This is a genomic window from Mesorhizobium sp. M0701, assembly GCF_040320365.1.
Taxonomy (GTDB): domain Bacteria; phylum Pseudomonadota; class Alphaproteobacteria; order Rhizobiales; family Rhizobiaceae; genus Mesorhizobium.
In genome coordinates this window covers 1-22,470 of record NZ_JAMYPO010000044.1, presented here as the reverse complement: position 1 = coordinate 22,470, position 22,470 = coordinate 1, and the positions used below count along the sequence as shown (strand labels likewise).

Genomic DNA, 22,470 nt, shown 5'->3' with positions numbered 1-22,470 from the left:
CAAAACTTGGCATCTCCCCCTCGAGGCGAGAGATTGGCTGTCATCACTGCTTTCGCCAATCGTCGAGGTCGGAAAGCGGCCGCCTTCGCAGGAACTGCCAATCTCTCCCCTTGAGGGGGAGATGTCCGGCAGGACAAAGGGGGGTGGGCCGAAGCGCACTGTGCTTAATGAAACCAAGCTCACAGCGTCTGCGTCGTGTAATCCCCCTCCGGCTCGTAGAGGCCGTCCTCGATCTTGGTCTTGTGGACGACATTCAGCCGGCCGCCTTCGACCTTGGAGATGTTCTGGATACCAAAGCACTGGTGGATCTTGCCGTTGAACGTTTTCGGTCCCTGCGGATGCTCGGGCCCCTCGGCGAACTCGGTCAACGCCTCGGTCGCCTCGACCAGCTTGGCGCGGTCTTCCGGCCCCTTGTAGCCGGCGTCTTCCATCGCCTTCTTGACGACGTAGAGCGTTTCCCAGCAGCCGAACATATGCGCGGCGGTGGAGACGTCCTTGGGGTCGCCGACAGTAGCACCGTTGTCGTCGATGCCGACGGCGGCGCGGTAGGCCTTCTGTGCGGGGGAATCATCGGGCTGCGCGTAGCGCGGCGAACCTTCCCAGAAATGGCTGCCGTCGAGGAATTCGAGGCCGGGGCTGTTGATGTCGGTAGCTTCGAGCGAATCGATGAAGCCGAACAATTGTGGCCGATTGGAGCCATAGAACTCGCCGAGCTCCTTGACGAAGGTGAGCACCGCCGGGCCGACCATGACGTGGTAGATCACCTCGGTCTCTGCGGGGATCTGCGGGAAATACTTGGTGAAGGAGGATTCCGTCGGGGGGATGGCGATCTGGGCGATAACCTCGGCGCCTTGCGCCTTCAGGGCCGGCGGAAGGTAGTCGCGATGGTCGTAGCCGAAGGCGAAATCGGGAAATATCTGCGTCACCTTCTTGCCGGCATTGGCGGCAATCCACGGTGCCATCGACTGGATCTGGCTCTTCACATCGGTGATGCCGGGCTGGAAGACGTAGCGGTTCAATTTGGTCGAGGCGACGTGGTGGCCTTCGCTGACAACGAAATAGGGCATCTTGGCCTCGCCGGCGGCCGGCGCCGAGCCGATGACGACATGCGAAAACAGCGTGCCGTAGACTATATCGGTCTTGTGCTGAGAGGCGAACTTGCCGACGACTTCGGCGCCCCGGCCGGGATCGGTGCCGTCATCCTCGATGATCACGTCGACCGGCCGGCCGTTGATGCCGCCGGCTTCGTTGATCGCCTTGACGGCAGCCGCTGTGGTCCTCTCGTACCAGCGGCCATAGGCGGCGCCGATGCCGGTGCGGTGCGACTGGAAGCCGATCTTGATCGGCGCCGAGCTCTGCGCCTGGCTGTAACGCACGAAACCCGGCGCGACGGCAAGACCGGCGCCGGCGGCAAGGCCCTTCAGCGCCGTGCGGCGGGTGAGAGCGTATCTGGAGAGATCGAAAAACCCATTCTTGTCAGTCACGGCAGTTCCCCTTGTTTTTGAGCTTTGACCAATGGCTGTAGCAGGCAGGCCACTCTTGTTATGAGGGGCGAAAATTGCATGTGTACAAACTAAATCACCAAAGCTCTGACGTGGCAAGCGAGCTTTCCCCAAGGTTCGATTGACGGGCATCGCACACCTCGTTCATCCGGCGCTCGGCGTCGCAAGCAGCCATAGGCCGAGGACGGTGTAGGCGATCATCAGCACGGTGAGCGGGAACTGGCTGACCGCGGCGCGAGCCGGAATGGCGTGCAGCCGCCAGGCCAAGCCATGGGCGACAAGCACAGCAAGCATGTGGCCGGCTATGATGACGCCGGCCTGGAGGTTCCACAGCCACCACGCCGAACCGGCACCGGCGACGACGCCGGCTTCAATTGACATGTCGGCGGTACCGAACAGGTTCCAGCCCAGCGCAAACGGGTCGGAGAGAGCGGCAATCACATATTGGCCGTCGACCAGCAGCGCGGTCAGATAATGCGCGAAGTGGTAGGCGAGCGCGATCGGTACGATCGACCAGACCAAAAGCCCGGCGGCGTGACCGAGCGAATGCTTGCTGCCGGCAAGGTTCTGGCCAAGAAAGACGGCGAGCGCGAACACGGCCGCAAGCACGGCAAAAGTCATCACAAGGCCGAAGCTGCCGATGCCGATCAAAGCGGTGCGTCCCGGAAATTCCAGCGGATTGATGCCGAACCAGCCTAGCCAGAAGAAGGTTTTCGACAGGCCGTCGAAGGACACCGACGACAGCGCAAGCAGCAGGAAAGCGACGCCGCTGAGCGGTAGCGGCGCGGCAGCGAGCAGCTTGGCGCCCGGCCAGCAGAGTTTTAGCCGGCCGTCTGCACTACGTTCGACGATGGCGAAGCGCGCCACCATGGAAAAGAACACGGTCAGGAACTCACCGCGCAGGGTCCAGTCGCGGTAGCCGAAGACCTGCATGGCGGCGAAGCTCAGCAGCCAGTAGAGGCCGGCGGCCCAGGCCAGCCGCGCCGGATCGTCGGGCGCAGGGTCGATCAGCTCGAACCAGGCGAAGGCGAAGAACAGCAGGAAAGCCGGCCAATAGCCGAGCCGTTGGGGGAGCAGATACGGCTGCGTTCTACCGGACAGGCGCGAGACGACGCGGCACGGCCCGTACCAGGGATTGAGCCATGACCAGAGATCGCCGCCGAGCCCTTGCAGCAGGGCCAGCCCAACCCAGAGCAATGTCCATACGGTCAACGGCAGCGGATTGGAGAGCGGATCGCGGCTGCCGAACAGGCCGGCGGCAATGAGGATTGCAAAGCCGGCAAAGGATACCAGGCTGACGGCAGTCCGCGCGCCGTCAGCGAAGGCGAAAAGCGGCAGGCGTTTGCGCCAGCAGCGGTCGAGGGAGTCCGGCGGCAGTAGAGCCAGGACAAGGAAGCTGGCGGCAACCGCGAGCGCGCCACCGACGACGTAGTAGCCGGTGGGAAGCAGCAGCACGTGGCCGCGGTCGGAGGCGTGGGCGAAGGCGGGCGTGGATGGGAATGCCAAGGAAGCGACGAGGCCGGGAAAGGGCCTGATTGCCGAAATGCAGCGCTCTACAGCGCCCCCCTCTGTCCTGCCGGACATCTCAAGCGGGGAGATCGGCGGTTCCGCGGTCGGCTCTCCTTCTGCAACTTCAGCAATTGGCGAAAGCAGCAATGAGGGCGCAATCTCCCCCCTCGCGGGGGAGATGTCCGGCAGGACAGAGGGGGGCGCGAAGGAACTCATACTACGCAAGAGTTCCCCTACTTCACACCTTCACCAACTGCTCCACGCGGTCCTTCTGGCCGAAGATGCGCAAATAGCGCGAGATCTCTTTCTCGTCGCCTGTCGACTTGGCCGGATTGTCGGAAAGCTTGACCGCCGGCCTGCCGTTGGCTTCGGTGACCTTGCAGACCAGCGAGATGGCGTCTAGCCGGTTGGTCTCGGTCGGCGCGCAGCCCTCGAAATCGTTGGTCAGGTTGGTGCCCCAGCCGAAGGACATGCGCACCTTGCCGCGGAAGTGGCGGTAGGTTTCCTCGATGGTCTCGACCTCCAGCCCATCCGAGAAGATGAGCAGCTTCTGCTTGGGGTCCTTGCCCTTTTCGCGCCACCAGGAAATGATTTTCTCGCCGCCTTCGATCGGCGGCGCGCTGTCGGGGCGGAAGCCGGTCCAGTCGGCGACCCAGTCCGGGGCATCGCGCAGGAACGCCGCGGTGCCGAAGGTGTCCGGCAGTACGATCAGCAGGTTGCCGCCGTAGTAGCGCTGCCAGTCCTGCAGCACGTTGTAGGGCGACTGTTTCAATTCCTTTTCCGAATTGGTGAGCGCGGCGAACACCATCGGCAGTTCATGCGCATTGGTGCCGAGCGCCTCGAGATCATTGTCCATGGCGAGCAGCACGTTGGAGGTGCCAGTGAAGGCCTCGCCGATGCCCTCCTTCAACGCTTCGACGCACCAGCGCTGCCACAGGAAAGAATGACGGCGGCGGGTGCCGAAATCCGAGATGCGGATGCCGGGCAGCGCCTTCAGCCGCTCGGTCTTGGCCCACATCTTGGCCTTGGCGCGGGCATAGAGCACGTCGAGCGCGAACGGCCCGAACGCCCGCATGGCCGCGCGAGATCGAAGTTCATTGATAATTGCCAGCGCCGGGATCTCCCACAGCGTCGTGTACATCCACGGACCGCTGAAGGCGAGTTCGTATTGGCCGTCGCGCTTGGAAAGCTCGTATTCGGGCAGCCGGAAATTTTCCAGCCAGGCGAGGAATTCCGGTTCGAATATCTGCTTGCGGCCATAGAAGGTGTTGCCGCCGAGCCAGATCATCTCTTTCTTAGAGAAGCGCAAGGTGCGGGCATGGTCGAGCTGCTCGCGCAGCTCCGTCTCATCGATCTCCTCGGCAAGGCGGACCGACGTGGTGCGGTTGATCAGCGAGAAGGTGGCGTCGACCTTGGGATACATGCCCCAGATCATCTGCAGCATCAGAAGCTTGTAGAAATCGGTGTCGAGCAAGCTGCGGACGATCGGGTCGAGCTTCCAGGTGTGATTGTAGACGCGCCGCGCTATATCGGTCTTTGCCATCGCTTAATGCGCCTTCGTTGCTCGCTCTAGCTTTTGTCTAGCGCAATTCCGGACGGAAAACCGCTGCGCACTTTTCCTGGAATTGCTCCAAATGCCTCTTAGCATCGAATTTTTGAACGCGCCTCCCGCTTTGCGGGCTGGCCCGACAAAAAGAAGCCCCTGCTGCAAGCGGCGCCTACGGCAGTTTCCGCCTCAGGATGCGGTCTTGGCGCCGACCACCTTGAGCGCCGGACGCTTGCGGCGAATGCCGATGCGGCCTGCCACCGGTGCGTCAGCGCGGCGGTCGGCCTGTTCTTTCTCGGCAAACAGCCAGTCGATGAACAATTGCACGATCGGCGCCGACCGCATCTCGTTGCGGCAGACGACGTAGAAATCGTCGACGGCCGGCACGGAAAGACTGAACGGGGCGACAAGCAGGCCCCTGGCGAGCAGTCCGCTTGCCGTCACCGTATCGCCGAGCGCCACGCCATGGCCGTGAACCGCGGCCTCGGTCGCCATCCGCGCATCGCCGAGATGATGGCGACGGCCGCGCTCGAGGTCCAGCGCGTCGGCGGCGGCCAGCCAGGTATGCCATTCGCGGCCGTCGTCGCCATGCAGGAAGACGTGATCGGCGAGGTCGCGGACGGTGCGGATCGGGCGGTTGTTGATCAGCGTCGGGCTGACCACCGGGAACAGTTCGAGGCCCGACCATTTGCGCATCCAGCAGTCGGTCCAGCTGCCGTCACCATAGTGCACGCAGACATCGATGTGCGGTGCGCGGACGTCCTTGGCATCATTGGATGGGATCAGCGTCAGCCTGATATCCGGATATTGCGAGGTGAAGCTGCCCAGCCGCGGGATCATCCACAGCAACAGTAGCGCCGGCACGCAGGATACAGAGAGAACGCCGGTGCTGGCCGGTCTCGTCATGCGCTGCGTGGCGGCGGCAATGCCGTCGAAGGCGGTCGACACCGCCGGCAGCAACTCGGCGCCGTGCGGCGTCAGCTTCACCCGCTGACCGGCACGCTCGAACAGCTTGACACCCAACGATTGCTCGAGCGCCTTGATCTGATGGCTGATGGCGCCGTGGGTGACGTTGAGCTCAGCCGCCGCCTTGCTCAGCGAGGCGTGGCGCGCCGTCGCCTCGAAGGCGCGCAGCGGGTTGAGCGGTGGCAAACGCTTGGCCATTTGGACCCTAGGCTCTGTGAGATTTTCTCACAGATAACACGCTAACAATATCAATTGATTTTTCAATGCAGCTACGGGACACTTTGCCCAGGCATTGCATCAAGACGTGAAATCTGCAGGCAGCCGGCGGCTGCGGCTATCGAGGCCGCCGCCCGCGCGCCGCACCAGCCATGGAGGACCGACATGGGTTACGACCGCGGCAAGCTCGAAGCGTTGCGCCGCAAATACGGCGAGAGCCATGGCGGCGAAATGTTCGACCCGAAATTCCAGCGTGTCGCCGACAAGATCTTCTCCAAGACCGGCACGCGACTGGCGCCCTATTCCGGCATCCCGACCTTCCTCGCGGCGCCCTATCGTGAAATCGCCGCCGACAATCCGGATTTCGGCGATCTGCAGGTGGCGATGATCGGTGTGCCGATGGATCTGGGCGTCACCAACCGGCCGGGCGCCCGTTTCGGGCCAAGGGCGTTGCGCGCCATCGAGCGCATCGGCCCCTACAATCATGTGCTGGAATGCGCACCGACGCATGAGCTGAAGGTCGCCGACATCGGCGACGTGCCGTTCCAGAGCCGCTACCGGCTGGAGACCAGCCATGACGACATCGAACGCCGCACCAACCAGATCGTCGACGCCGGCGTCCTGCCCTTGTCTGTCGGCGGCGACCATTCGATCAGCCACCCGATCCTGAAGGCGGTCGGCAAGAAGGCGCCGGTGGGCATGATCCATATCGACGCTCATTGCGATACCAGCGGCCTGTTCGACATGACCAAGTTCCACCATGGCGGGCCGTTCCGCAACGCGGTGCTGGACGGCGTGCTCGACCCGAGCCGCACCATCCAGATCGGCATTCGCGGCTCGGCCGAATATCTGTGGGAGTTCACCTATGAGTCCGGCATGACCGTCGTGCATGCCGAAGAGGTGACCGGCCTCGGCATTCCCGCCATTATCGAGAAGGCGCGCAGGATAGTCGGCGACGGCCCGACCTATGTCTCCTTCGACATTGACAGCATCGATCCGGCCTTCGCGCCGGGCACCGGCACACCGGAAGTCGGCGGGCTGACGACGCGCGAAGTGCTCGAGCTGCTGCGCGGCCTGAAGGGACTCAACATCGTCGGCGGCGACGTCGTCGAGGTGGCACCGCAGTACGACGCGACCACCAACACGGCGCACGCCGGCGCGCAGGTGCTGTTCGAGATCCTCAGCCTGATGGTCTTCAGCCCGGCAATCACCGGCAAGGCGGGCTGACACGCTCGACCATGATCCGGAAAGTGGGAACCGGTTTTCGGAGAAGATCATGGTCCAGTAGAGAAGGCGGCCGCCGCGCTGGAGCCGGCGGCCGGACTCAAACAAACAAGCTTCCAGCAGGGGAATGACAATGACGCTTCACATGAAGACACTTCACATCAAGCTAAAATCAACCTTCGCCGCCATGCTGATGTTCGGCGCGGCCAGTTTCGGTTTCACCCAGGCCGCCAATGCCGACGCGATCGACGACATCACCAAGGCAGGCGCGATCAATGTCGGTATCTTTTCCGACTTCCCGCCCTTCTCCTCGGCCAGCGCCGACATGAGCATCAAGGGCTACGACATCGACGTGGCGCAGTTCATCGCCGACCAGCTCAAGGTCAAGCTCAATCTGGTCAGCGTGACCGGCCAGAACCGCATCCCGTACCTTACCGACAAGCGCGTCGACCTGCTGATGAGCGTCGGCTATTCCAAGGAGCGTGAGCAGGTGATCGATTTCGCCGCCGCCTACGCGCCCTATTACATCGCCGTCATCGGCCCGGCAGCTCTTGCGGTCAAAGGCAAGGAAGACCTCGCCGACAAGTCGATCGCCGTCAATCGCGGCACGCTGGAGGATACCTCGCTGACCGAGGCGGCACCGGCCTCGGCCGACATCCGTCGCTTCGACAACTATAATTCCGTCATCCAGGCCTTCATTTCGGGCCAGACCCAGCTGATGGTGGTCGGCAACGATGTCGGCGCCCAGGTGCTTGCCCGCCAGGAGGAACTGAAGCCGGAGCAGAAATTCCAGCTTCTCACCTCGCCCTCGCATATCGGCCTCAACAAGAAGGAAGACCGCCTGAAGCAGGCGGTCAATGACGCGGTTGCCAAGATGCTGGCCGACGGCAAGCTGGACGAAAGCTCGAAAGCCTGGCTGAAGACGCCGCTCGATCCCGCCAATCTCAAGGATTGATGGCCGGTGAGCTATAGCCTCGACTTCGGCTGGCTTGCCGGGGCGACAGGGGCGATCGCGCGCGGCGCGGCCACGACGATCCTGTTGATCGCCGTGACCACGCTGGCGGGAACGTTGCTCAGCATCCTCGGCGCCGCAGGGCGGCGGAACGGTCCGCTCCTGCTCAAGCGGGCGATCGGCGTCTATGTCGAGGTGATCCGCAACACGCCGTTCCTGGTGCAGCTATTCTTCATCTTCTTCGGGCTGCCCAGCATCGGCGTCAGGCTCGATCCGGTGCTGGCAGCCATGCTGGCGATGACGCTCAACATGGCCGCCTATACGATCGAGATCGTTGGCGCCGGGCTCGACGCGGTGCCGCCCGGGCAGACGGAAGCGGCACTGGCGCTTGGGCTCAGGCCGCGCCAGGTCTTCATCAAGATCGTGCTGCCGCAGGCGCTCAAGGTGATCTATCCGGCGCTGACCAGCCAGATCGTCATCATGATGCTGGAATCCGCCGTGGTATCGCAGATCGCCGTTCGCGAGCTGACCTATGAAGCCGATATGCTGCAGGCGCGCACGTTCCGGGCTTTCGAGACCTATTTCATCGTGACGATGGTCTATCTCATCCTGTCGATTGGGCTGCGCCGGCTGCTGGTCGGCGGCGGGCGCCGGCTTCTCGGAGCCGGCGTGTCATGATCGAATTCACCTTCTGGGACATTCTGCGCAACCTGCTGCTGGCGGCGCGCTGGACGGTGCTCTTGTCGCTGGCCGCCTTTGTCGGCGGGGCCGTGGTCGGCATGATCGTGCTGTTCTTCCGGATCGCCAAGAATAAATGGGCGCGCCGGTTTGCCTCCGGCTACATCGCGCTTTTCCAGGGCACGCCGCTGCTGATGCAGCTCTTCCTGATGTTCTTCGGCTTGCCGATGCTGGGCCTGCGCATCGAGCCGTGGACCGCGGCGGTGCTTGGCCTGACCTTCTTTGCCAGCGCCTATCTCGCCGAGATCTGGCGCGGCGGCGTCGATGCACTGCCGCGCGGCCAGTGGGACGCCGGCGCCAGCCTCGGCCTGCACTATCTGCAGGAACTCCGGCTGATCATCTTACCTCAGGCGTTTTCGATCACCCGCGCACCGACCGTCGGCTTTCTGGTGCAGCTGATCAAGTCGACCGCGCTGACGTCGATCATCGGTTTCGAGGAGCTGGTGAGGACATCCAACGCGATCAACAATGCGACCTTCGAACCATTCAAAGTCTATGGGCTGGTAGCGCTGATCTTCTTCGTCATGTGCTTTCCGCTGACGCAATACGCACGTTCGCTCGAGCAGCGGGCGGCGGCCCGCTGAGCGGGCGACCAGCAATTCAACGCCCGAATACCAGCGGCGGCGCGATCCTGTCACGCCGCAGCCAGCGCACCAGCAGGAGTGCCGCAACCACCGCCAGTCCCGACGACAGGCCGATCCAGATGCCGACGCCGTTGAAGCCGAAACGAAAGGCCAGCAGCACGCCGAGCGGCAGCCCGATGCCCCAATAGCCGATCGCGGCATAGATCATCGGCACCTTGGTGTCGTGCAGGCCGCGCAGCATGCCGCTGGCGACCGCCTGCGCACCGTCAAAAACCTGGAACAGCGCGGCAAAGGCGAGGAACGACGCGGCAAGCGCCACCACCTCGGCATTAGCCGGATTGCCCAGATCGATGAAGGCGCCGATCAAGAGATGCGGCCACAGGATCATCACTAGCCCCATCAGCGCCATGAAGGAGACACCGACGACATAGGCGGTCCAGCCAGCCCGGCTGACACCTTCCGGATTGCCGGCGCCGTGGGCAAGTCCGACGCGCACCGTCACCGCCTGGTTGAGGCCGAGCGGCACCATGAAGGTGATCGAGGCGATCTGGATGGCGATCGCATGGGCGGCAAGCGAAGCCGCATCGATCAGGCCCATGAGAAAGGCCGCCGCGTTGAAGATCGTCACCTCGAACGCCAGCAGGCCCGCGATCGGCAGACCGAGCCGCAGCAGGCCCTTGAAGCGCGGCCAATCGGCGCGCCAGAAGCGTCCGAACAGACGATAGCGCCGGAATTTCGTCTCAAGCATCACCACCGCCGCCATGCCGGCGAACATCAACGTGCTGGACAGAGTGGTGGCGAGGCCGGAGCCGGCGATGCCCATCGATTGGATGCCGAGATTGCCGAACATGAACAGCCAGTTGAAGAAGGCGTTGCAGGCGACGGCAACGAAGACAATGATCAGCGCCCAGCCCGGCCGCTCCAGCGCCGAAATGAACGAGCGCAGGACGATGTAGCCGAAAAAGGGCAGCACCGCCCATTCGAGCCAGCGCAGATAGATGCCGGCCTGGTGCGCCAGCGCCGGTTCCTGACCCATGGCCAGCAACACGCTCTCGCCGTGCCAGAGAAGGGCCCATATCGGAATGCAAATGAGGATCGCCAGCCACAGACCCTGGCGCACGGTGCGGCGCAGGTCGCGCACCGAGTGCCGGCGACGGCCGAGCTCGGTCGCCATCATCGGCGAGGTCGCCAGCATCAGGCCGAGCCCGAAGATGAGCGGCATGAAGTAGAGGTTGGCACCAAGCGCACCGCTGGCCAGCGTGTCCGGCCCCAGCCGCCCCATCATCATGACGTCGGTAGCGGTCATCGCGGTCTGGCCGAGATTGGTCAGCACCATCGGCCAGGCGAGCGCCAGCATCGCCCTGATTTCCCGACGCCAAAGGTTTTCCGGCGCGCGAGCGTCGGCTTCGATCGCAGACATTCTAGTTTTCCGCCTATCCGATTGCGGCACGTCGGCAAGAGCCGGAAGCCGCGTCTCAGCGCGGAAAATGGCCAAGACCGGCCGGATTCCGCATTACGACGGGTTTGTCTATCAAATGGGCACCGGTGGCAAGAGGCTGACTTGCGGAAGGGTTAAGCCAGTCGGTTCAATGTAGGCTATTGGAGAGGCTATGGAAGCCGCTATGGTCGCGGCAGATCCATTTGAAAGGCAGCCTGATGAGCGCGTTTCCCGAAATCTATCTGGTTCGGCATGGCGAGACGGAATGGAGTGCGTCCGGAAAACATACCGGCCGAACCGACATACCGCTGACGCCGGCCGGCGAGGAAGCGGCAAGGCGGATCGCTGAGCGGCTCAAGGGCCTGTCCTTCTCCGCGGTGTGGTCGAGCCCGTCGCAGCGCGCCTTCAACACCTGTGCGCTGGCCGGCTTCGGCTCGTCAAGCGTGAAGAAGGACGATCTGGCGGAGTGGGATTATGGTGCCTATGAGGGATTGACCACCAAGCAAATCCTCGCCGAGCGCCCCGGCTGGCGTCTCTTTCGCGACGGCTGCCCGAGCGGCGAGTCCGCCACGGATGTCGGCTCGAGGGCGGACCGGATCGTCAGCCAGTTGCGCGAGGTCGGCAGCAATGTCCTGGTCTTCTCAAGCTCGCATTTCCTTAGGGTGCTGGCCGCACGCTGGCTCGGCCTGCCGCCGCAAGCCGGCGCGTTTTTCGTGCTGGATACCGCCAGCATAAGCGTGCTCGGTTATGAGCACGACCTTGACGAGCCGGTCATCCGGCGCTGGAACCAGAGATAGCAACCGATCCCGATTTATCGGATCGCGTCCAGCGCCTGCCTTTGCCTGTGCATTTCGAGAAACACGCGGTAGTCGCGATCGAACCGGCCGGCGGCAGCCGGATTGGGCCCTCGCGTCCTGCCGCCCTGTTGCATGGCGACGCAGGCAGCGTTCAAATCGGGAAAAAGCCTGGCCGCGGTGGCGGCAATCATGCCGGTGCCGAGCAGCACCGCCTCGTCCGCCAGCGGCTCGACCACCGTGCAGCCGGTGGCATCGGCATAGAGCTCCATCAACAGCGGGTTCTTGGTGTGGCCACCGGTGACGTGCAGCGTGTCGATCAGATAGCCGTTCTCGTTCAGCGCTTCCAGCACATGACGGACGCCAAGCGCGATGCTGACGGCGGTGCGCCAGTAGAGCTTGCACAGACTGTCGAAGGAGGCATCCAGCGTCAGCCCGCTGATGACGCCGACGGCATGCGGGTCGGCGAGCGGCGAGCGGTTGCCGTGAAAATCGGGCAGTACGTGCAGCCTTGCGGCGATGTTGTCGCCCTCGGCGGCGCGCAGCTCGGCGACGCGGTGGGCAATCCTGGCATGCATGGCGGCATCCGGCTCGCCGCCGGCGCCATGCCAGCGGATGATGTGGTCGAGCAGCGCGCCGGTGGCCGACTGGCCACCTTCCGACAGCCACAGGCCGGGAAGGCCTGCGCCATAATATGGGCCCCAGACACCGGCGAAAGGCTGCGGATCGGGCGACATCGCCATGACGCAACTCGACGTACCGGCAATCAGGGCCAGATGGCGGCCGATGTTCGTCGCGTCACCGGCGAAACCGCCGAGCACGCCAAGCGCGCCGGCATAGGCATCGATGACGCCGGCGCCGACCCGGCATTTTTCGGTGAGGCCAAGCTCCGTCGCCGCTTGCGCGCCGAGCGGGCCGATATCGGCACCGACCGGGCTTGCCTTTTCCGGCAGGTTGCCGTGCTCAAAGATATCGCCGAGCCCGACTGCTTCGAAGAAGTCGCCCCGCCAGCCGGTTGCTTCATGGGCTAGATAGGTCCATTTGGCGGTTAGCGTGCATTGTGAACGGGAGAGCGAGCCGCTTGCCTTCCAGGTGAGAAAGTCGGTGAGGTCGAATAGATAGCCGGCTTCGTTCCATGTTCCGGGCAGGTTGCGCTTCAGCCACATCAGCTTCGGCGTCTCCATTTCCGGCGACATGACGCCGCCGATATAGTCGAGCACAGCGTGGCCGCTTTCAGTGCATTCGTCGGCCTCGGCAATTGCGCGATGGTCGAGCCAGACAATGGTGTCCCAGCGCCTTTCACCAGTGACGGACACGCTGAGCTGGCCGCCATGCCGGTCTCGCACCACCAGCGAGCAGGTGGCATCAAAGGAGATGCCGACGATATCCTCGGCCCGCACGCCCGCCTTTTCGCGGGCAGCGCGGACGGCCATGCACACCGCCGACCATATATCCTGCGAATCGTGCTCGGCATGGTCGGCCTTCGGCTGTTGCATGGCGATCGGGTGCTCGGCGCGGCCGAGCAAGGCGCCACCGGTGTCGAGAATGCCGGCACGAGCGCTTCCGGTGCCGACATCGACCGCGCAAACGAAACTGTTGGTCAAGGTGTTCTTGCTCTCGCTCCCAGGCCTGCAATCAGATCGGGCAATTGCAGCATGTCAGCGAATATAAAGTCCGGCTCACTCGACGCAAGCCGCGCTTTCAATGCCGGGTTGCCGGTGTGCGAGCCGCCGGTGAAGGCAAGGACGCGCATGCCGGCCGCCCGCGCCGCTTCGATGCCGGCCGGGCTGTCCTCGACGACGAGGCAGTTTCCCGGGGCCGCTCTCATTTTATCTGCTGCATGGAGAAAGAGATCGGGCGCCGGTTTGCCCCGCGCCACCATGGCGGCGCTGAACAAATGCGGCTCCAGCAGCCCAAGCAACCCGGTGACGGCGAGCGCATAGCGGATGCGTTCCAGGGTGCCGGAGGAGGCGACGCAGCACGGTACGCCGAGCCTCGGCAGGACCTGTGCGATACCTGGCATCGGTTTCAGCTCCTCGCGGAATCTGCGCATCAGTTCGGAGCGCATCTCGGTCAGATGCTGGTCGGTGAGATCGAGCCCGAAGTCGCTTGCGAGGATTTCGCGGACGCTCTTCATGCTCTTGCCGAGGAAGTGCTCGTAGGCAATGTCCTCGCTGACGTTGCCGCCGGCAAGCGCGATCATCTCCAGCAATGCCGAGACGGACAGCATCTCACTGTCCACCAGCACGCCGTCACAGTCGAAAATGACCAGTTCAGGCGTCATCGCGCTGGATCGGCTTCAGAGGTCGCCGGCGAGATAGCGCGTCAGTGTCGCGCGCGCGCCGTCCGTCCACAGCAGTCTCAGCGCTTGGCCGAAGGCTTCAGCGAACGGCGGCGAGCGGCCGACATCGCCATAGATGTCCTCCATGGCAAGCCAGGCGGCAGGCATGTCCCTGGCCGCCTTGGCCGTCGCCTGCAACCGGCCCCAGTTCGGGTCGTTGGGCTCGGTGACGGCACCGGAATCCGTCGTGCCGAAGCAGTAGCGACACCAGAGCGCCGATTCCAGCGCAAGGCCGGTGACACTTTTGCCAGCCTTCAGCCGGTCGGCGATGGTCGGGATGATGAATTTCGGCTGGCGGTTGGAGCCGTCGAGGCAAAGCCGGCGTATGGTGTCGCCGATCTTCGGATTGGAGAAGCGGTGCTCGATGAGCTGGTAGTAATCTTCGAGGTCGGTGTCCGGAACCGGCGGCACGGTCGGGATGATTTCGTCATGCTCGAGCTTGTCGAGGAAGCCGCGTACCAGCGGCTCCTGCATCGCCTCATGGACGAAATGGATGTCCATCAGCCCGGCCGGATAGGCGATGGTCGCATGGCCGCCATTGAGGATGCGGATCTTCATCAGCTCATAGGGCGCGACGTCGCTGACGAACTGCACGCCGACCTTTTCCAGCGGCGGGCGGCCGTCGGTGAAACGGTCCTCCAGCACCCATTGCTTGAACGGTTCGCAAAACACCGGCCAATTGTCGTCGAGGCCGAACTCGCTGGAGAGAATGCCGCGCTCGCGGTCGGTGGTGGCCGGCGTGATGCGGTCGACCATGCCATTGGGAAAGGCAACGTTCTCGCTCACCCAGTTTGCCAAACCTTCGTCGATCAGCCGCGCAAGGCCGATGACGCCATCTGAGGTGACGTGGCCGTTATGGGGGATGTTGTCGCAGGACATAATTGTGAAGGGCACGATACCGTCGGCGCGGCGGCGCAGCAGCCCGGCGAGGACGAGGCCGAAGACGGTCTTCGGGGTCGCCCCCGGCTCAGCGTCGGCAACGATGTCGGGATGTGTCGGATTGAAGACGCCGGATGCCGGATCGATGAAATATCCGCCCTCGGTAATGGTCAGGGAGACGATCTTGATCGCCGGATCGGCAAGCCGCTCGACGATTGCGGCCGCATCGCCCGGCACCAGGAAGTCGATCATGACGCCGGTGACGCGCGCGCTCATATGGCCGCTGTCCTGCTCGACCACGGTGGTCAGCCAGTCCTGCTCCTGCAACTTGCCGCGGCCGACCTTCTCGCCCTCGAAGACGCCGGCGCCAACAATGGCCCAGTCGTGGCCGACACCCGAATTGAACAGGTCGTCGAGATAGACGGCCTGGTGCGAGCGATGGAAATTGCCGACGCCGAAATGCACGATCCCGGCCTTGAGCGCGGCGCGATCATATTTCGGGCCGGCGACCTTGGGCGGCAGCTTGGCGAGGATGGAAGAAGAGAGTTTCACGGTCATCTGCTTTTACCCTTTAGCGGGACGGCTCTTCCCCCCGTGGAGGAGACGGGGGGAAGAGCGCCTTCGCCCCCTCAACTCATCCACTGGCCGCCATCGACATTGTAGGTCTGGGCGACGATGTACTCGGCCTCATCGCTGGCCAGGAACACCGCCATGCCGGTGAGGTCTTGCGCCGTGCCCATGCGGCCATAAGGCACGGCTTCGCCGACCAGCCTCTTCTTCTCGCCCCTCGGCCGGTTCTCGAACTTGGCGAACAAGGCATCGACATGGTCCCAATGCTCGCCGTCGACGACACCCGGGGCGATGGCATTGACGTTGATGCGATGTTTGATCAGGTCGAGCCCTGCCGACTGGGTGAGCGAGATGACCGCCGCCTTGGTGGCGCAGTAGACGGCGACCAGCGCCTCGCCGCGCCGCCCGGCCTGGCTTGCCATGTTGATGATCTTGCCGCCCTTGCCCCGGGCAATCATCGAACGGGCGGCGGCCTGCAACGTAAACAGCGTGCCGGCGACGTTGACCGAAAACAATTTGTCGTAGCTTGTCTTGGTGATCTCGACGATCGGCGCCAGGTCGAACAAAGCAGCGTTGTTGATCAAGATATCCAGGCCGCCGGCCCTGGCTTCGACCGCCTTGACGGCCTCATCGATAGACGCGAGATCGGTGACGTCGAGCTTTACCGCGTAGGCGTTGCGGCCGATTTCCGAAGCCGTCTTCTCGGCGGCTTCGAGATTGATATCGCCAATCGCGACCGTCGCCCCTTCGCGCATGTAGGCTTCGGCAAACGCCCTGCCGATGCCGCGCGCCGATCCGGTAATCAGCGCCGATTTACCCCGGAGCCTCATTGCAGCATCGCCTTCCCGTCGGCGCCGAAACGATGCAGCTTGGCCTTTTCCGGCGTCAGGTAGATCGTGTCGCCGTGATGGGCGGCCAACTCGCCGTCGGCACGCACCGTCAGCTGCCCGACACCATCCGCCTGGACGTGCAAAAACGTGTCGGAGCCGAGATGCTCGGCAACCCCGACCGTCGCCTTCCAGTCGCCTGACGTCTTCGAAATGTTCATATGCTCCGGGCGGATGCCGACTGTCTTGGCGCCATATTTGGCGGCCGGCGCGCCTTCGATCAGGTTCATCTTCGGCGAACCTATGAAGCCGGCGACGAACAGGTTCTTCGGCGTCTTATAGAGCTCCATCGGCGAGCCGACCTGCTCGATATTGCCGGCATTGAGCACGACGATCTTGTCGGCCATGGTCATCGCCTCGATCTGGTCGTGGGTGACGTAGACCATGGTTGTCTTGAGCTGGTGATGCAGTTCGCTGATCTCCAGCCGCATGGTGCCGCGCAGCGCCGCGTCGAGATTAGACAAAGGCTCGTCGAACAGGAAGGCCGACGGCTGGCGCACGATGGCGCGGCCGATGGCGACGCGCTGCCGCTGGCCGCCGGAGAGCTGGCCGGGGCGGCGGTCGAGGTAGTTGGTGAGGTTCAGGATCCGCGCGGCGTCCTTCACCTTCTTGTCGATGGTCGCCTGGTCCTCGCCCGCCATCTTCAGCGGGAAGGCGATGTTCTTGGCCACTGTCATGTGCGGGTAGAGCGCATAGGACTGGAACACCATAGCCAGCTTGCGCTTGGCCGGCGCCTCGCCGGTGACGTCGCGACCATCGATGATGATGGTGCCGCCGCTGGTATCCTCGAGACCGGCGATCAGACGCAACAGGGTGGATTTGCCGCAGCCCGACGGGCCGACGAAGACGACGAACTCTCCGTCCTCGATGACCAGATCGAGGCCGGGGATGATGGACGTCGCCCCGAAGGATTTGGAGACGTTCTTGAGCGTGATGTTTCCCATGGTTTCCTCCCCCGAAGGGCTATCTTTCGTTTTGCGTCAGGCGATGCCCGCTACTTTACCGCGCCGAATGTCAGGCCTCGGACCAGCTGCTTCTGGCTGAACCAGCCCATGATCAGTATCGGCGCGATCGCCAGCGTCGAGGCGGCCGAAAGCTTGGCCCAGAACAGCCCCTGCGGGCTGGAGAAGGAGCTGATGAAAGCGGTGAGCGGCGCGGCCTCGGTGGTGGTCAGCCGGATCGTCCAGAACGCCTCGTTCCAGGCGAGAATGATGTTGAGCAGCATGGTCGAGGCGATGCCGGGGACCGCCATCGGGGTCAGCACGTAGATGATCTCGTTCCAGAGCGATGCGCCGTCCATGCGCGCCGCTTCCAGGATCTCGCCCGGGATCTCGCGAAAATAGGTGTAAAGCATCCAGACCACGATCGGCAGGTTGATCAGCATCAGCATGACCATCAGGCCGATGCGGCTGTCGAGCAGACCGGTATCGCGGAAGATCAGATAGATCGGAAACAGCACGGCGACGGCCGGCATCATCTTGGTGGAAAGCATCCACATCAGAATGTCCTTGGTGCGTTTGCCCGGCGAAAACGCCATCGACCACGCCGCCGGTATGGCGACGAGCAGAGCCAGGATGGTCGAGCCGACCGACAGGAACACCGAGTTCAGGAAGAATTTGAAATAGCCGTTCTGCGCCTGGACCTCGGAATAGCTCTCCGTGGTTCCCGACGGGAACAGGTTGAAGCCCTGGATAGCCTCCTGCTCCGACTTGAACGAGGTGATGATCGTATAGAGGATCGGGAAGAAGATCAGCAGCGCAACGATCCAGGCGGCCGCGGTCGCAATCGTCTTGTGCTGGGTGGTGACTGCACGTGCCATCTTATCCTCCCTTATTTATCCAGGTTCTTGCCGACAGCGCGCATGGCGAAGAAGGCAACGATGTTGGCGAGAATGACGGCAATGATACCGCCGGCGGACGCCTGGCCGATTTTGAACTCCAGCAATGCCTTCTGATAGACGAGGAAGGGCAGGTTGGTGGAGGCGTAACCCGGGCCGCCATTGGTGGTGACGAGGATCTCGGCATAGACCGACAGCAGGAAGATCGTCTGGATCAGGATGACGACGGTTATGGCGCGCGACATATGAGGCAGCGTCAAATAGATGAAGCGGCTGATGAAGCCGGCGCCGTCCATTTCGGCGGCTTCCTTCTGCTCGACGTCGAGCGACTGAAGCGCGGTCAACAGGATCAGCGTAGCAAACGGCAGCCATTGCCAGGCAACGATGATGATGATCGCCAGGAGCGGGTGCTGCCCGAACCAATCGATCGGCTGCCCGCCGAAGAAGCGCGCAATATCGGCGAAAACCCCGTACTGCGGATGCATGATCATGTTCTTCCAGACCAGTGCTGCCACCGGTGGCATGACGAAGAACGGCGAGATGACAAGGATGCGGACGATGCCCTGTCCCCACATCGGCTGATCGAGCAGAAGGGCGAGCAGAATACCGCCGATCACCGTGATCAAAAGCACGCTGACGACGATGGTGAGCGTGTTGAGGATCGACTGCAGGAATGCCGGGTTGGAATAGAACAGCGCGTAGTTCGAAAACCCGACGAAGCCGTCGCGCATCGGATTGAGCGGGTTGTATTGCTGGAAGGAAAACCACAGCGTGAATGCCAGCGGCACAATCATCCAGACCAGCAGCAGCACCACGGATGGCGCCATCATGAAACGGGCAAGCGAACGGGTCTGCTGAGTAGCCATGACGGTCACCCTTCGAGGTCGGCCAAGTTTTTCAGCGGTGTGAAAGCTGGCCGCCCGAACTGGGATTCGGGCGGCCGTTGCCGGTCGCCATTGGCAACCGGCACCGGGAGGAGCTTACTTGATGTAACCGCCCTCGGTCATCGTCGCGGTGGCGGCGTCCTGCGCCTGCTTCAAGGCATCGTCGACACTCGACTGGCCGGCAAGTGCCGCCGAGAAGAGCTGGCCGACGGTGGTGCCGAGACCCTGGAACTCAGGAATGGCGACGAACTGGACGCCGACATAAGGCACCGGCTTGACGGTCGGGTGCGTCGGATCGGCGGAGTTGATCGAGTCCAGCGTCATCTTGGCGAAAGGTGCTGCCTTCTGGTATTCGGGATTGGCATAGAGCGACGAGCGCGTTCCCGGCGGAACGTTGGCCCAGCCTTCCTTCGAGGCGACGAGCTCGGCATAGTGCTTGCTGGTTGCCCAGGATACGAACTTTTGAGCGGCGTCGGCCTTCTGCGTGCCGGCGGGGATGGCTAGCGACCATGCCCACAGCCAATTGCCGCGCTTGCCGAGGCCGTTGTCCGGCGCCAGCGCATAGCCGACCTTGTCGGCGACGGTGGAGTTCTTCGGGTCGGAAACGAAGGAGGCAGCGACGGTAGCGTCGATCCACATGCCGCATTTGCCCTGCTGGAACAGCGCCAGGTTTTCGTTGAAGCCGTTGGACGACGCGCCCTCGGGGCCGTCGGCCTTCATCAGGTCGACATAGAACTGCAGCGTGTTCTTCCATTCGGGCTGGTCGAATTGCGGCTTCCAGTTCTCGTCGAACCAGCGCGCGCCGAACGAGTTCGACATGGCGGTCAGGAAGGCCATGTTCTCGCCCCAGCCGGCCTTGCCGCGCAGGCAGACGCCGTTCACGCCGTTGGCGCGGTCGGTCATCTTGTCGGCGGCCTGCTTGATGAAGTCCCAGGTCGGTGCATCGGGCATCTTGAGCCCGGCCTTTTCCATCAGGTCCTTGCGGTACATGACGAAGGAGCTTTCGCCGTAGAACGGGGCGGCGTAGAGCTTGCCGTCGACCGACAGGCCGCCGGCTATGGCCGGGATGATATCCTTGACGTCGTAATCGTCGCCGAGCTTGTCGAGCGGCAAAAGCCAGTTCTGCTTGGCCCAGATCGGCACTTCATAGGTGCCGATGGTCATCACGTCGTACTGGCCACCCTTGGTGGCGATGTCGGTGGTGACGCGCTCGCGCAGGACGTTTTCCTCGAGCGTGACCCACTGCAGCTGAATGTCGGGATTTTTGGCGGTGAAGTCGTCGGTCAGCTTCTGCATGCGGACCATGTCGCCATTGTTGACCGTGGCGATGGTGATGGATTCGGCATGCGCGGCGAAAGCGAGGGCGCTGGCCGAGAACAGGCCTAGGGTGAACGTGCGAAGTTTCATCAAAATTCCTCCCATAAACCAAGATGAGCATTTGCCTTGGCTGTGAGCAATTACTCACTTGCGATGAATTATGTCAAGACGGATTCGTTGCTGCAGCGCAGCACGCCGGGTCTCGTGCAGCGGCAAGCCTGGGACGTTTGCGGCATGTCTGACGAAGGATTCGGCCGGGCTGATTGGGCCCGGCGCTTTGCTATCGGGCTCGCTGGGATTCAGCCTACTGGCAAGCGATCTCGCTCAGGATCCAATCGCGGAAGGCGCGGATCTTCGGCACGTTGCGTCGTGCCGTCGGATAGACCAGCCAATAGGCGTGGCCGTCGTCACCGACCAGATCAAAGGGCTGGATCAGGCGGCCGTCGGCAAGTTCGGTCTTGAACAGCGCCTTGGTAACGATCGCCACGCCGTGGCCGGCAATCGCGGCATTGGCCTCGTAGGCCTGCGCGCCCATGCTGGTGCCGGGACGCTTGGCCAGCTCCTCGACCGGCAGGCCGGCGGCGGCAAACCAGTCCCGCCACCAGATGTCACCCGGGTCGAGGATCGGCAGCCGCAGCAGGTCGGCCGGCTCCTTGACGCCGCCGATGCTTGCCGCGAGCTTTGGACTAAGGACCGGCGTGAAATCGGCCCTGAAAAGCATATGGGTCTCGACGCCCGGCCAGTTGCCGCCGCCGGAGCGGATGGCGATGTCGATATCCTCTCTGGCAAAGTCGACAACCCTGTTCGAAGTATCGACGCGCACCGCCAGCGACGGATGCGCGACCTGGAACGAACCGAGATGCTGCGCCAGCCAATTGGAGGCAAATGTCAGCAGCGTCGAAACGCAAAGCACGCCGTCGGCGCCGGTGCGCGCGGCGGCATAGGCGCCGCTCAACAGCGCGAACGCCTCGCTGACCGCGGGCGCCAGGCGCTGGCCGGGTTCGGTCAGCACGATCTGTTTTGGCTGGCGCAAGAACAGGGGCGCGCCGATGCGCTCCTCCAGAAGCTTGATCTGATAGCTTGCCGCCGCCTGCGTCATGCCAAGCTCCTGGGCGGCCTTGGTGAACGAGAGATGCCGCGCCACCGCCTCGAACACCCGGATCGCCTGAAGCGGAGGAAGCTGCGAAACCAGCTGTCGTGAATTGAGCTCCGGCATAAGCCCTCCTTATGGGCAGTGATCGACGTTTGATTGGCGGCACCGGCCGGTCCTACCGATATTTCGTATTGAAGATCAATTACGCCTAGAGATAGCGAAGGCTGACGATCATGACCACAATACAGGAAAAGCTGCTTCTTGCTCCAGCCCATGGCTGGTTTTCACGGTTGGCGCGGGGATTGGCAAGGCACGCGGCGCGGAAACGGGCCTATCTCGACGTCCGGGAGCTGCCGCCGCATCTGCAGCGCGACATGGGCTTTCTCGACGGCAACGATCCTTGCGGCCGGCACCAGTAGTGACGCTCGTCTTATCGGGGATTCAGATGCGTTTCGATTTCACATGATCGTTTCCGACCACCAGCGGCTCGGAGATCATGCGCCCGCCAGCAAGGCGGCGGCGGTCCGCTCATCGGTGATGAGGCCGTTGACCAGCCGCCGGTTGACGGCGGCGAAGATGCCCGGCAGCTTGCGGTCGCCCATGGCAAGCGCGATCACCAGCGATTTTTCGCGCGACGGCAGCGGTGCCGACGACACTCGATCATTGGTGATGCCCTCGATCATGCGGCCGTCAGGATCGAATACCCAGCCGACGATCTCGGCGACGCCGCCGGCCTTCTGCAGCGCCTTTAATTCACCCTCCGAAATGAAGCCGTCCTCGTAAAGCGGCGCCTTCGGGCCGAGATCGCCGATGCCGACAAAGGTGACGTCGGCCTCGGCCGCAAGCGCCAGCGTCGGCTGGATCATCGGCTGGCTGAGCAGCATCTCGCGCTCCTCGGGCGAGGAAGCGATGACCGGCAAAGGCATCGGAAACGAACGCGCCTTGACCCTGTCGGCCATGGTGAAGATGACGTTGTAGAAGGCCGCCGAGCCGTCCGGCGAGATGTTGCCGGTCAGCGACACCACTTTGTGCTGCGGGCATTCCATCGGCGGCAGTTGCTCGATCGCGGCCTTCAGCGTGCGGCCGGGGGCCCACGCCCAGGCGCTCGGGCCCCCGGCCCCCCCCCGCCCGTTGAAATACGCCGCCCCCCCCAAGCGGCCGCCCCTGGCGGGGGGGGGCGCAGAAGGGGGGCG

Annotated in this window: 20 protein-coding genes and 1 pseudogene; 6 read left to right on the top strand and 15 right to left on the bottom strand. The window is 63.4% G+C overall.

Translation table 11 applies throughout. The features are described from left to right. Positions 1 to 179: 179 nt before the first annotated feature. From NKI24_RS29105 to gcvA (NKI24_RS29090), 4 genes are all read right to left on the bottom strand, one after another. Positions 180 to 1,484 (bottom strand): ABC transporter substrate-binding protein, encoded by a 1,305-nt coding sequence (locus tag NKI24_RS29105; protein WP_352750075.1) that lies wholly within the window; start codon positions 1,482 to 1,484, stop codon positions 180 to 182. A gap of 162 nt (positions 1,485 to 1,646) precedes the next feature. Beyond that, positions 1,647 to 3,086 (bottom strand): hypothetical protein, encoded by a 1,440-nt coding sequence (locus NKI24_RS29100; protein ID WP_352750094.1) that lies wholly within the window; start codon positions 3,084 to 3,086, stop codon positions 1,647 to 1,649. 163 nt (positions 3,087 to 3,249) lie between these two features. Next, positions 3,250 to 4,554 (bottom strand): nicotinate phosphoribosyltransferase, encoded by a 1,305-nt coding sequence (gene pncB, locus NKI24_RS29095; protein ID WP_352449469.1) that lies wholly within the window; start codon positions 4,552 to 4,554, stop codon positions 3,250 to 3,252. Positions 4,555 to 4,746: 192 nt separating this feature from the next. Continuing rightward, positions 4,747 to 5,721 carry a transcriptional regulator GcvA gene (gene gcvA / locus NKI24_RS29090; RefSeq protein ID WP_023676980.1) on the bottom strand — a complete coding sequence of 325 codons (975 nt, stop codon included), beginning with the start codon at positions 5,719 to 5,721 and terminating at the stop codon, positions 4,747 to 4,749. Between the two features lie 183 nt (positions 5,722 to 5,904). Between gcvA (NKI24_RS29090) and speB the strand changes: the two genes are divergently transcribed. From speB to NKI24_RS29070, 4 genes are all read left to right on the top strand, one after another. After that, positions 5,905 to 6,966: an agmatinase gene (gene speB, locus NKI24_RS29085; RefSeq protein ID WP_352449470.1), complete on the top strand. Its 1,062-nt coding sequence runs from the start codon at positions 5,905 to 5,907 to the stop codon at positions 6,964 to 6,966. Between the two features lie 130 nt (positions 6,967 to 7,096). Next, positions 7,097 to 7,918, top strand: a complete 822-nt coding sequence (locus NKI24_RS29080; protein WP_352449471.1) for a transporter substrate-binding domain-containing protein — start codon at positions 7,097 to 7,099, stop codon at positions 7,916 to 7,918. 6 nt (positions 7,919 to 7,924) lie between these two features. Then, on the top strand, positions 7,925 to 8,593 hold the full coding sequence (locus tag NKI24_RS29075) for an amino acid ABC transporter permease (RefSeq protein ID WP_352449472.1): 669 nt from the start codon (positions 7,925 to 7,927) through the stop codon (positions 8,591 to 8,593). Next, complete coding sequence (locus tag NKI24_RS29070; RefSeq protein ID WP_023722520.1) at positions 8,590 to 9,237, top strand: amino acid ABC transporter permease; 648 nt, start codon at positions 8,590 to 8,592, stop codon at positions 9,235 to 9,237. The genes NKI24_RS29075 and NKI24_RS29070 overlap by 4 nt, the downstream gene beginning before the upstream one ends. Before the next feature lie 16 nt (positions 9,238 to 9,253). Here the strand turns inward: NKI24_RS29070 and NKI24_RS29065 are convergent, their stop codons facing one another. Further along, complete coding sequence (locus NKI24_RS29065) at positions 9,254 to 10,657, bottom strand: MATE family efflux transporter (RefSeq protein WP_352750074.1); 1,404 nt, start codon at positions 10,655 to 10,657, stop codon at positions 9,254 to 9,256. 233 nt (positions 10,658 to 10,890) lie between these two features. On the opposite strand from NKI24_RS29065, the gene NKI24_RS29060 reads away from it, so the two are divergent. Then, on the top strand, positions 10,891 to 11,472 hold the full coding sequence (locus NKI24_RS29060) for a histidine phosphatase family protein (RefSeq protein ID WP_352750093.1): 582 nt from the start codon (positions 10,891 to 10,893) through the stop codon (positions 11,470 to 11,472). A gap of 14 nt (positions 11,473 to 11,486) precedes the next feature. Here the strand turns inward: NKI24_RS29060 and NKI24_RS29055 are convergent, their stop codons facing one another. The 9 genes from NKI24_RS29055 to gcvA (NKI24_RS29015) form a co-directional block, all read right to left on the bottom strand. Continuing rightward, a complete protein-coding gene (locus NKI24_RS29055) occupies positions 11,487 to 13,073 on the bottom strand; it encodes an FGGY-family carbohydrate kinase (protein ID WP_352750073.1) in 1,587 nt (528 codons plus the stop codon). Beyond that, positions 13,070 to 13,753 carry an HAD family hydrolase gene (locus tag NKI24_RS29050; protein WP_352750072.1) on the bottom strand — a complete coding sequence of 228 codons (684 nt, stop codon included), beginning with the start codon at positions 13,751 to 13,753 and terminating at the stop codon, positions 13,070 to 13,072. Before NKI24_RS29050 ends, NKI24_RS29055 begins: the two co-directional genes overlap by 4 nt. A 15-nt stretch (positions 13,754 to 13,768) precedes the next feature. Next, positions 13,769 to 15,247: a mannitol dehydrogenase family protein gene (locus NKI24_RS29045; protein ID WP_352701855.1), complete on the bottom strand. Its 1,479-nt coding sequence runs from the start codon at positions 15,245 to 15,247 to the stop codon at positions 13,769 to 13,771. 71 nt (positions 15,248 to 15,318) lie between these two features. Further along, entirely contained in the window at positions 15,319 to 16,089 is a 771-nt protein-coding gene (locus NKI24_RS29040) for an L-iditol 2-dehydrogenase (RefSeq protein ID WP_352701857.1), read from the bottom strand. Then, on the bottom strand, positions 16,086 to 17,090 hold the full coding sequence (locus tag NKI24_RS29035; protein WP_023676991.1) for an ABC transporter ATP-binding protein: 1,005 nt from the start codon (positions 17,088 to 17,090) through the stop codon (positions 16,086 to 16,088). The genes NKI24_RS29040 and NKI24_RS29035 overlap by 4 nt, the downstream gene beginning before the upstream one ends. A gap of 50 nt (positions 17,091 to 17,140) precedes the next feature. Then, complete coding sequence (locus tag NKI24_RS29030) at positions 17,141 to 17,965, bottom strand: carbohydrate ABC transporter permease (protein WP_023676992.1); 825 nt, start codon at positions 17,963 to 17,965, stop codon at positions 17,141 to 17,143. An 11-nt stretch (positions 17,966 to 17,976) separates the two neighbouring features. Further along, positions 17,977 to 18,849: a carbohydrate ABC transporter permease gene (locus NKI24_RS29025; RefSeq protein ID WP_023676993.1), complete on the bottom strand. Its 873-nt coding sequence runs from the start codon at positions 18,847 to 18,849 to the stop codon at positions 17,977 to 17,979. Positions 18,850 to 18,963: 114 nt separating this feature from the next. Next, positions 18,964 to 20,274, bottom strand: coding sequence for an ABC transporter substrate-binding protein (locus NKI24_RS29020; protein WP_023676994.1), 1,311 nt, complete (start codon positions 20,272 to 20,274; stop codon positions 18,964 to 18,966). Positions 20,275 to 20,488: 214 nt separating this feature from the next. Further along, positions 20,489 to 21,400, bottom strand: coding sequence for a transcriptional regulator GcvA (gene gcvA / locus NKI24_RS29015; protein WP_292662413.1), 912 nt, complete (start codon positions 21,398 to 21,400; stop codon positions 20,489 to 20,491). A gap of 110 nt (positions 21,401 to 21,510) precedes the next feature. On the opposite strand from gcvA (NKI24_RS29015), the gene NKI24_RS29010 reads away from it, so the two are divergent. Then, positions 21,511 to 21,696, top strand: a complete 186-nt coding sequence (locus tag NKI24_RS29010) for a hypothetical protein (protein WP_254815832.1) — start codon at positions 21,511 to 21,513, stop codon at positions 21,694 to 21,696. A 75-nt stretch (positions 21,697 to 21,771) separates the two neighbouring features. On the opposite strand, the pseudogene NKI24_RS29005 reads toward NKI24_RS29010, so the two are convergent. Further along, positions 21,772 to 22,368: pseudogene (locus NKI24_RS29005) on the bottom strand (sugar-binding transcriptional regulator); the annotation flags it as partial. Positions 22,369 to 22,470 lie beyond the last annotated feature (102 nt).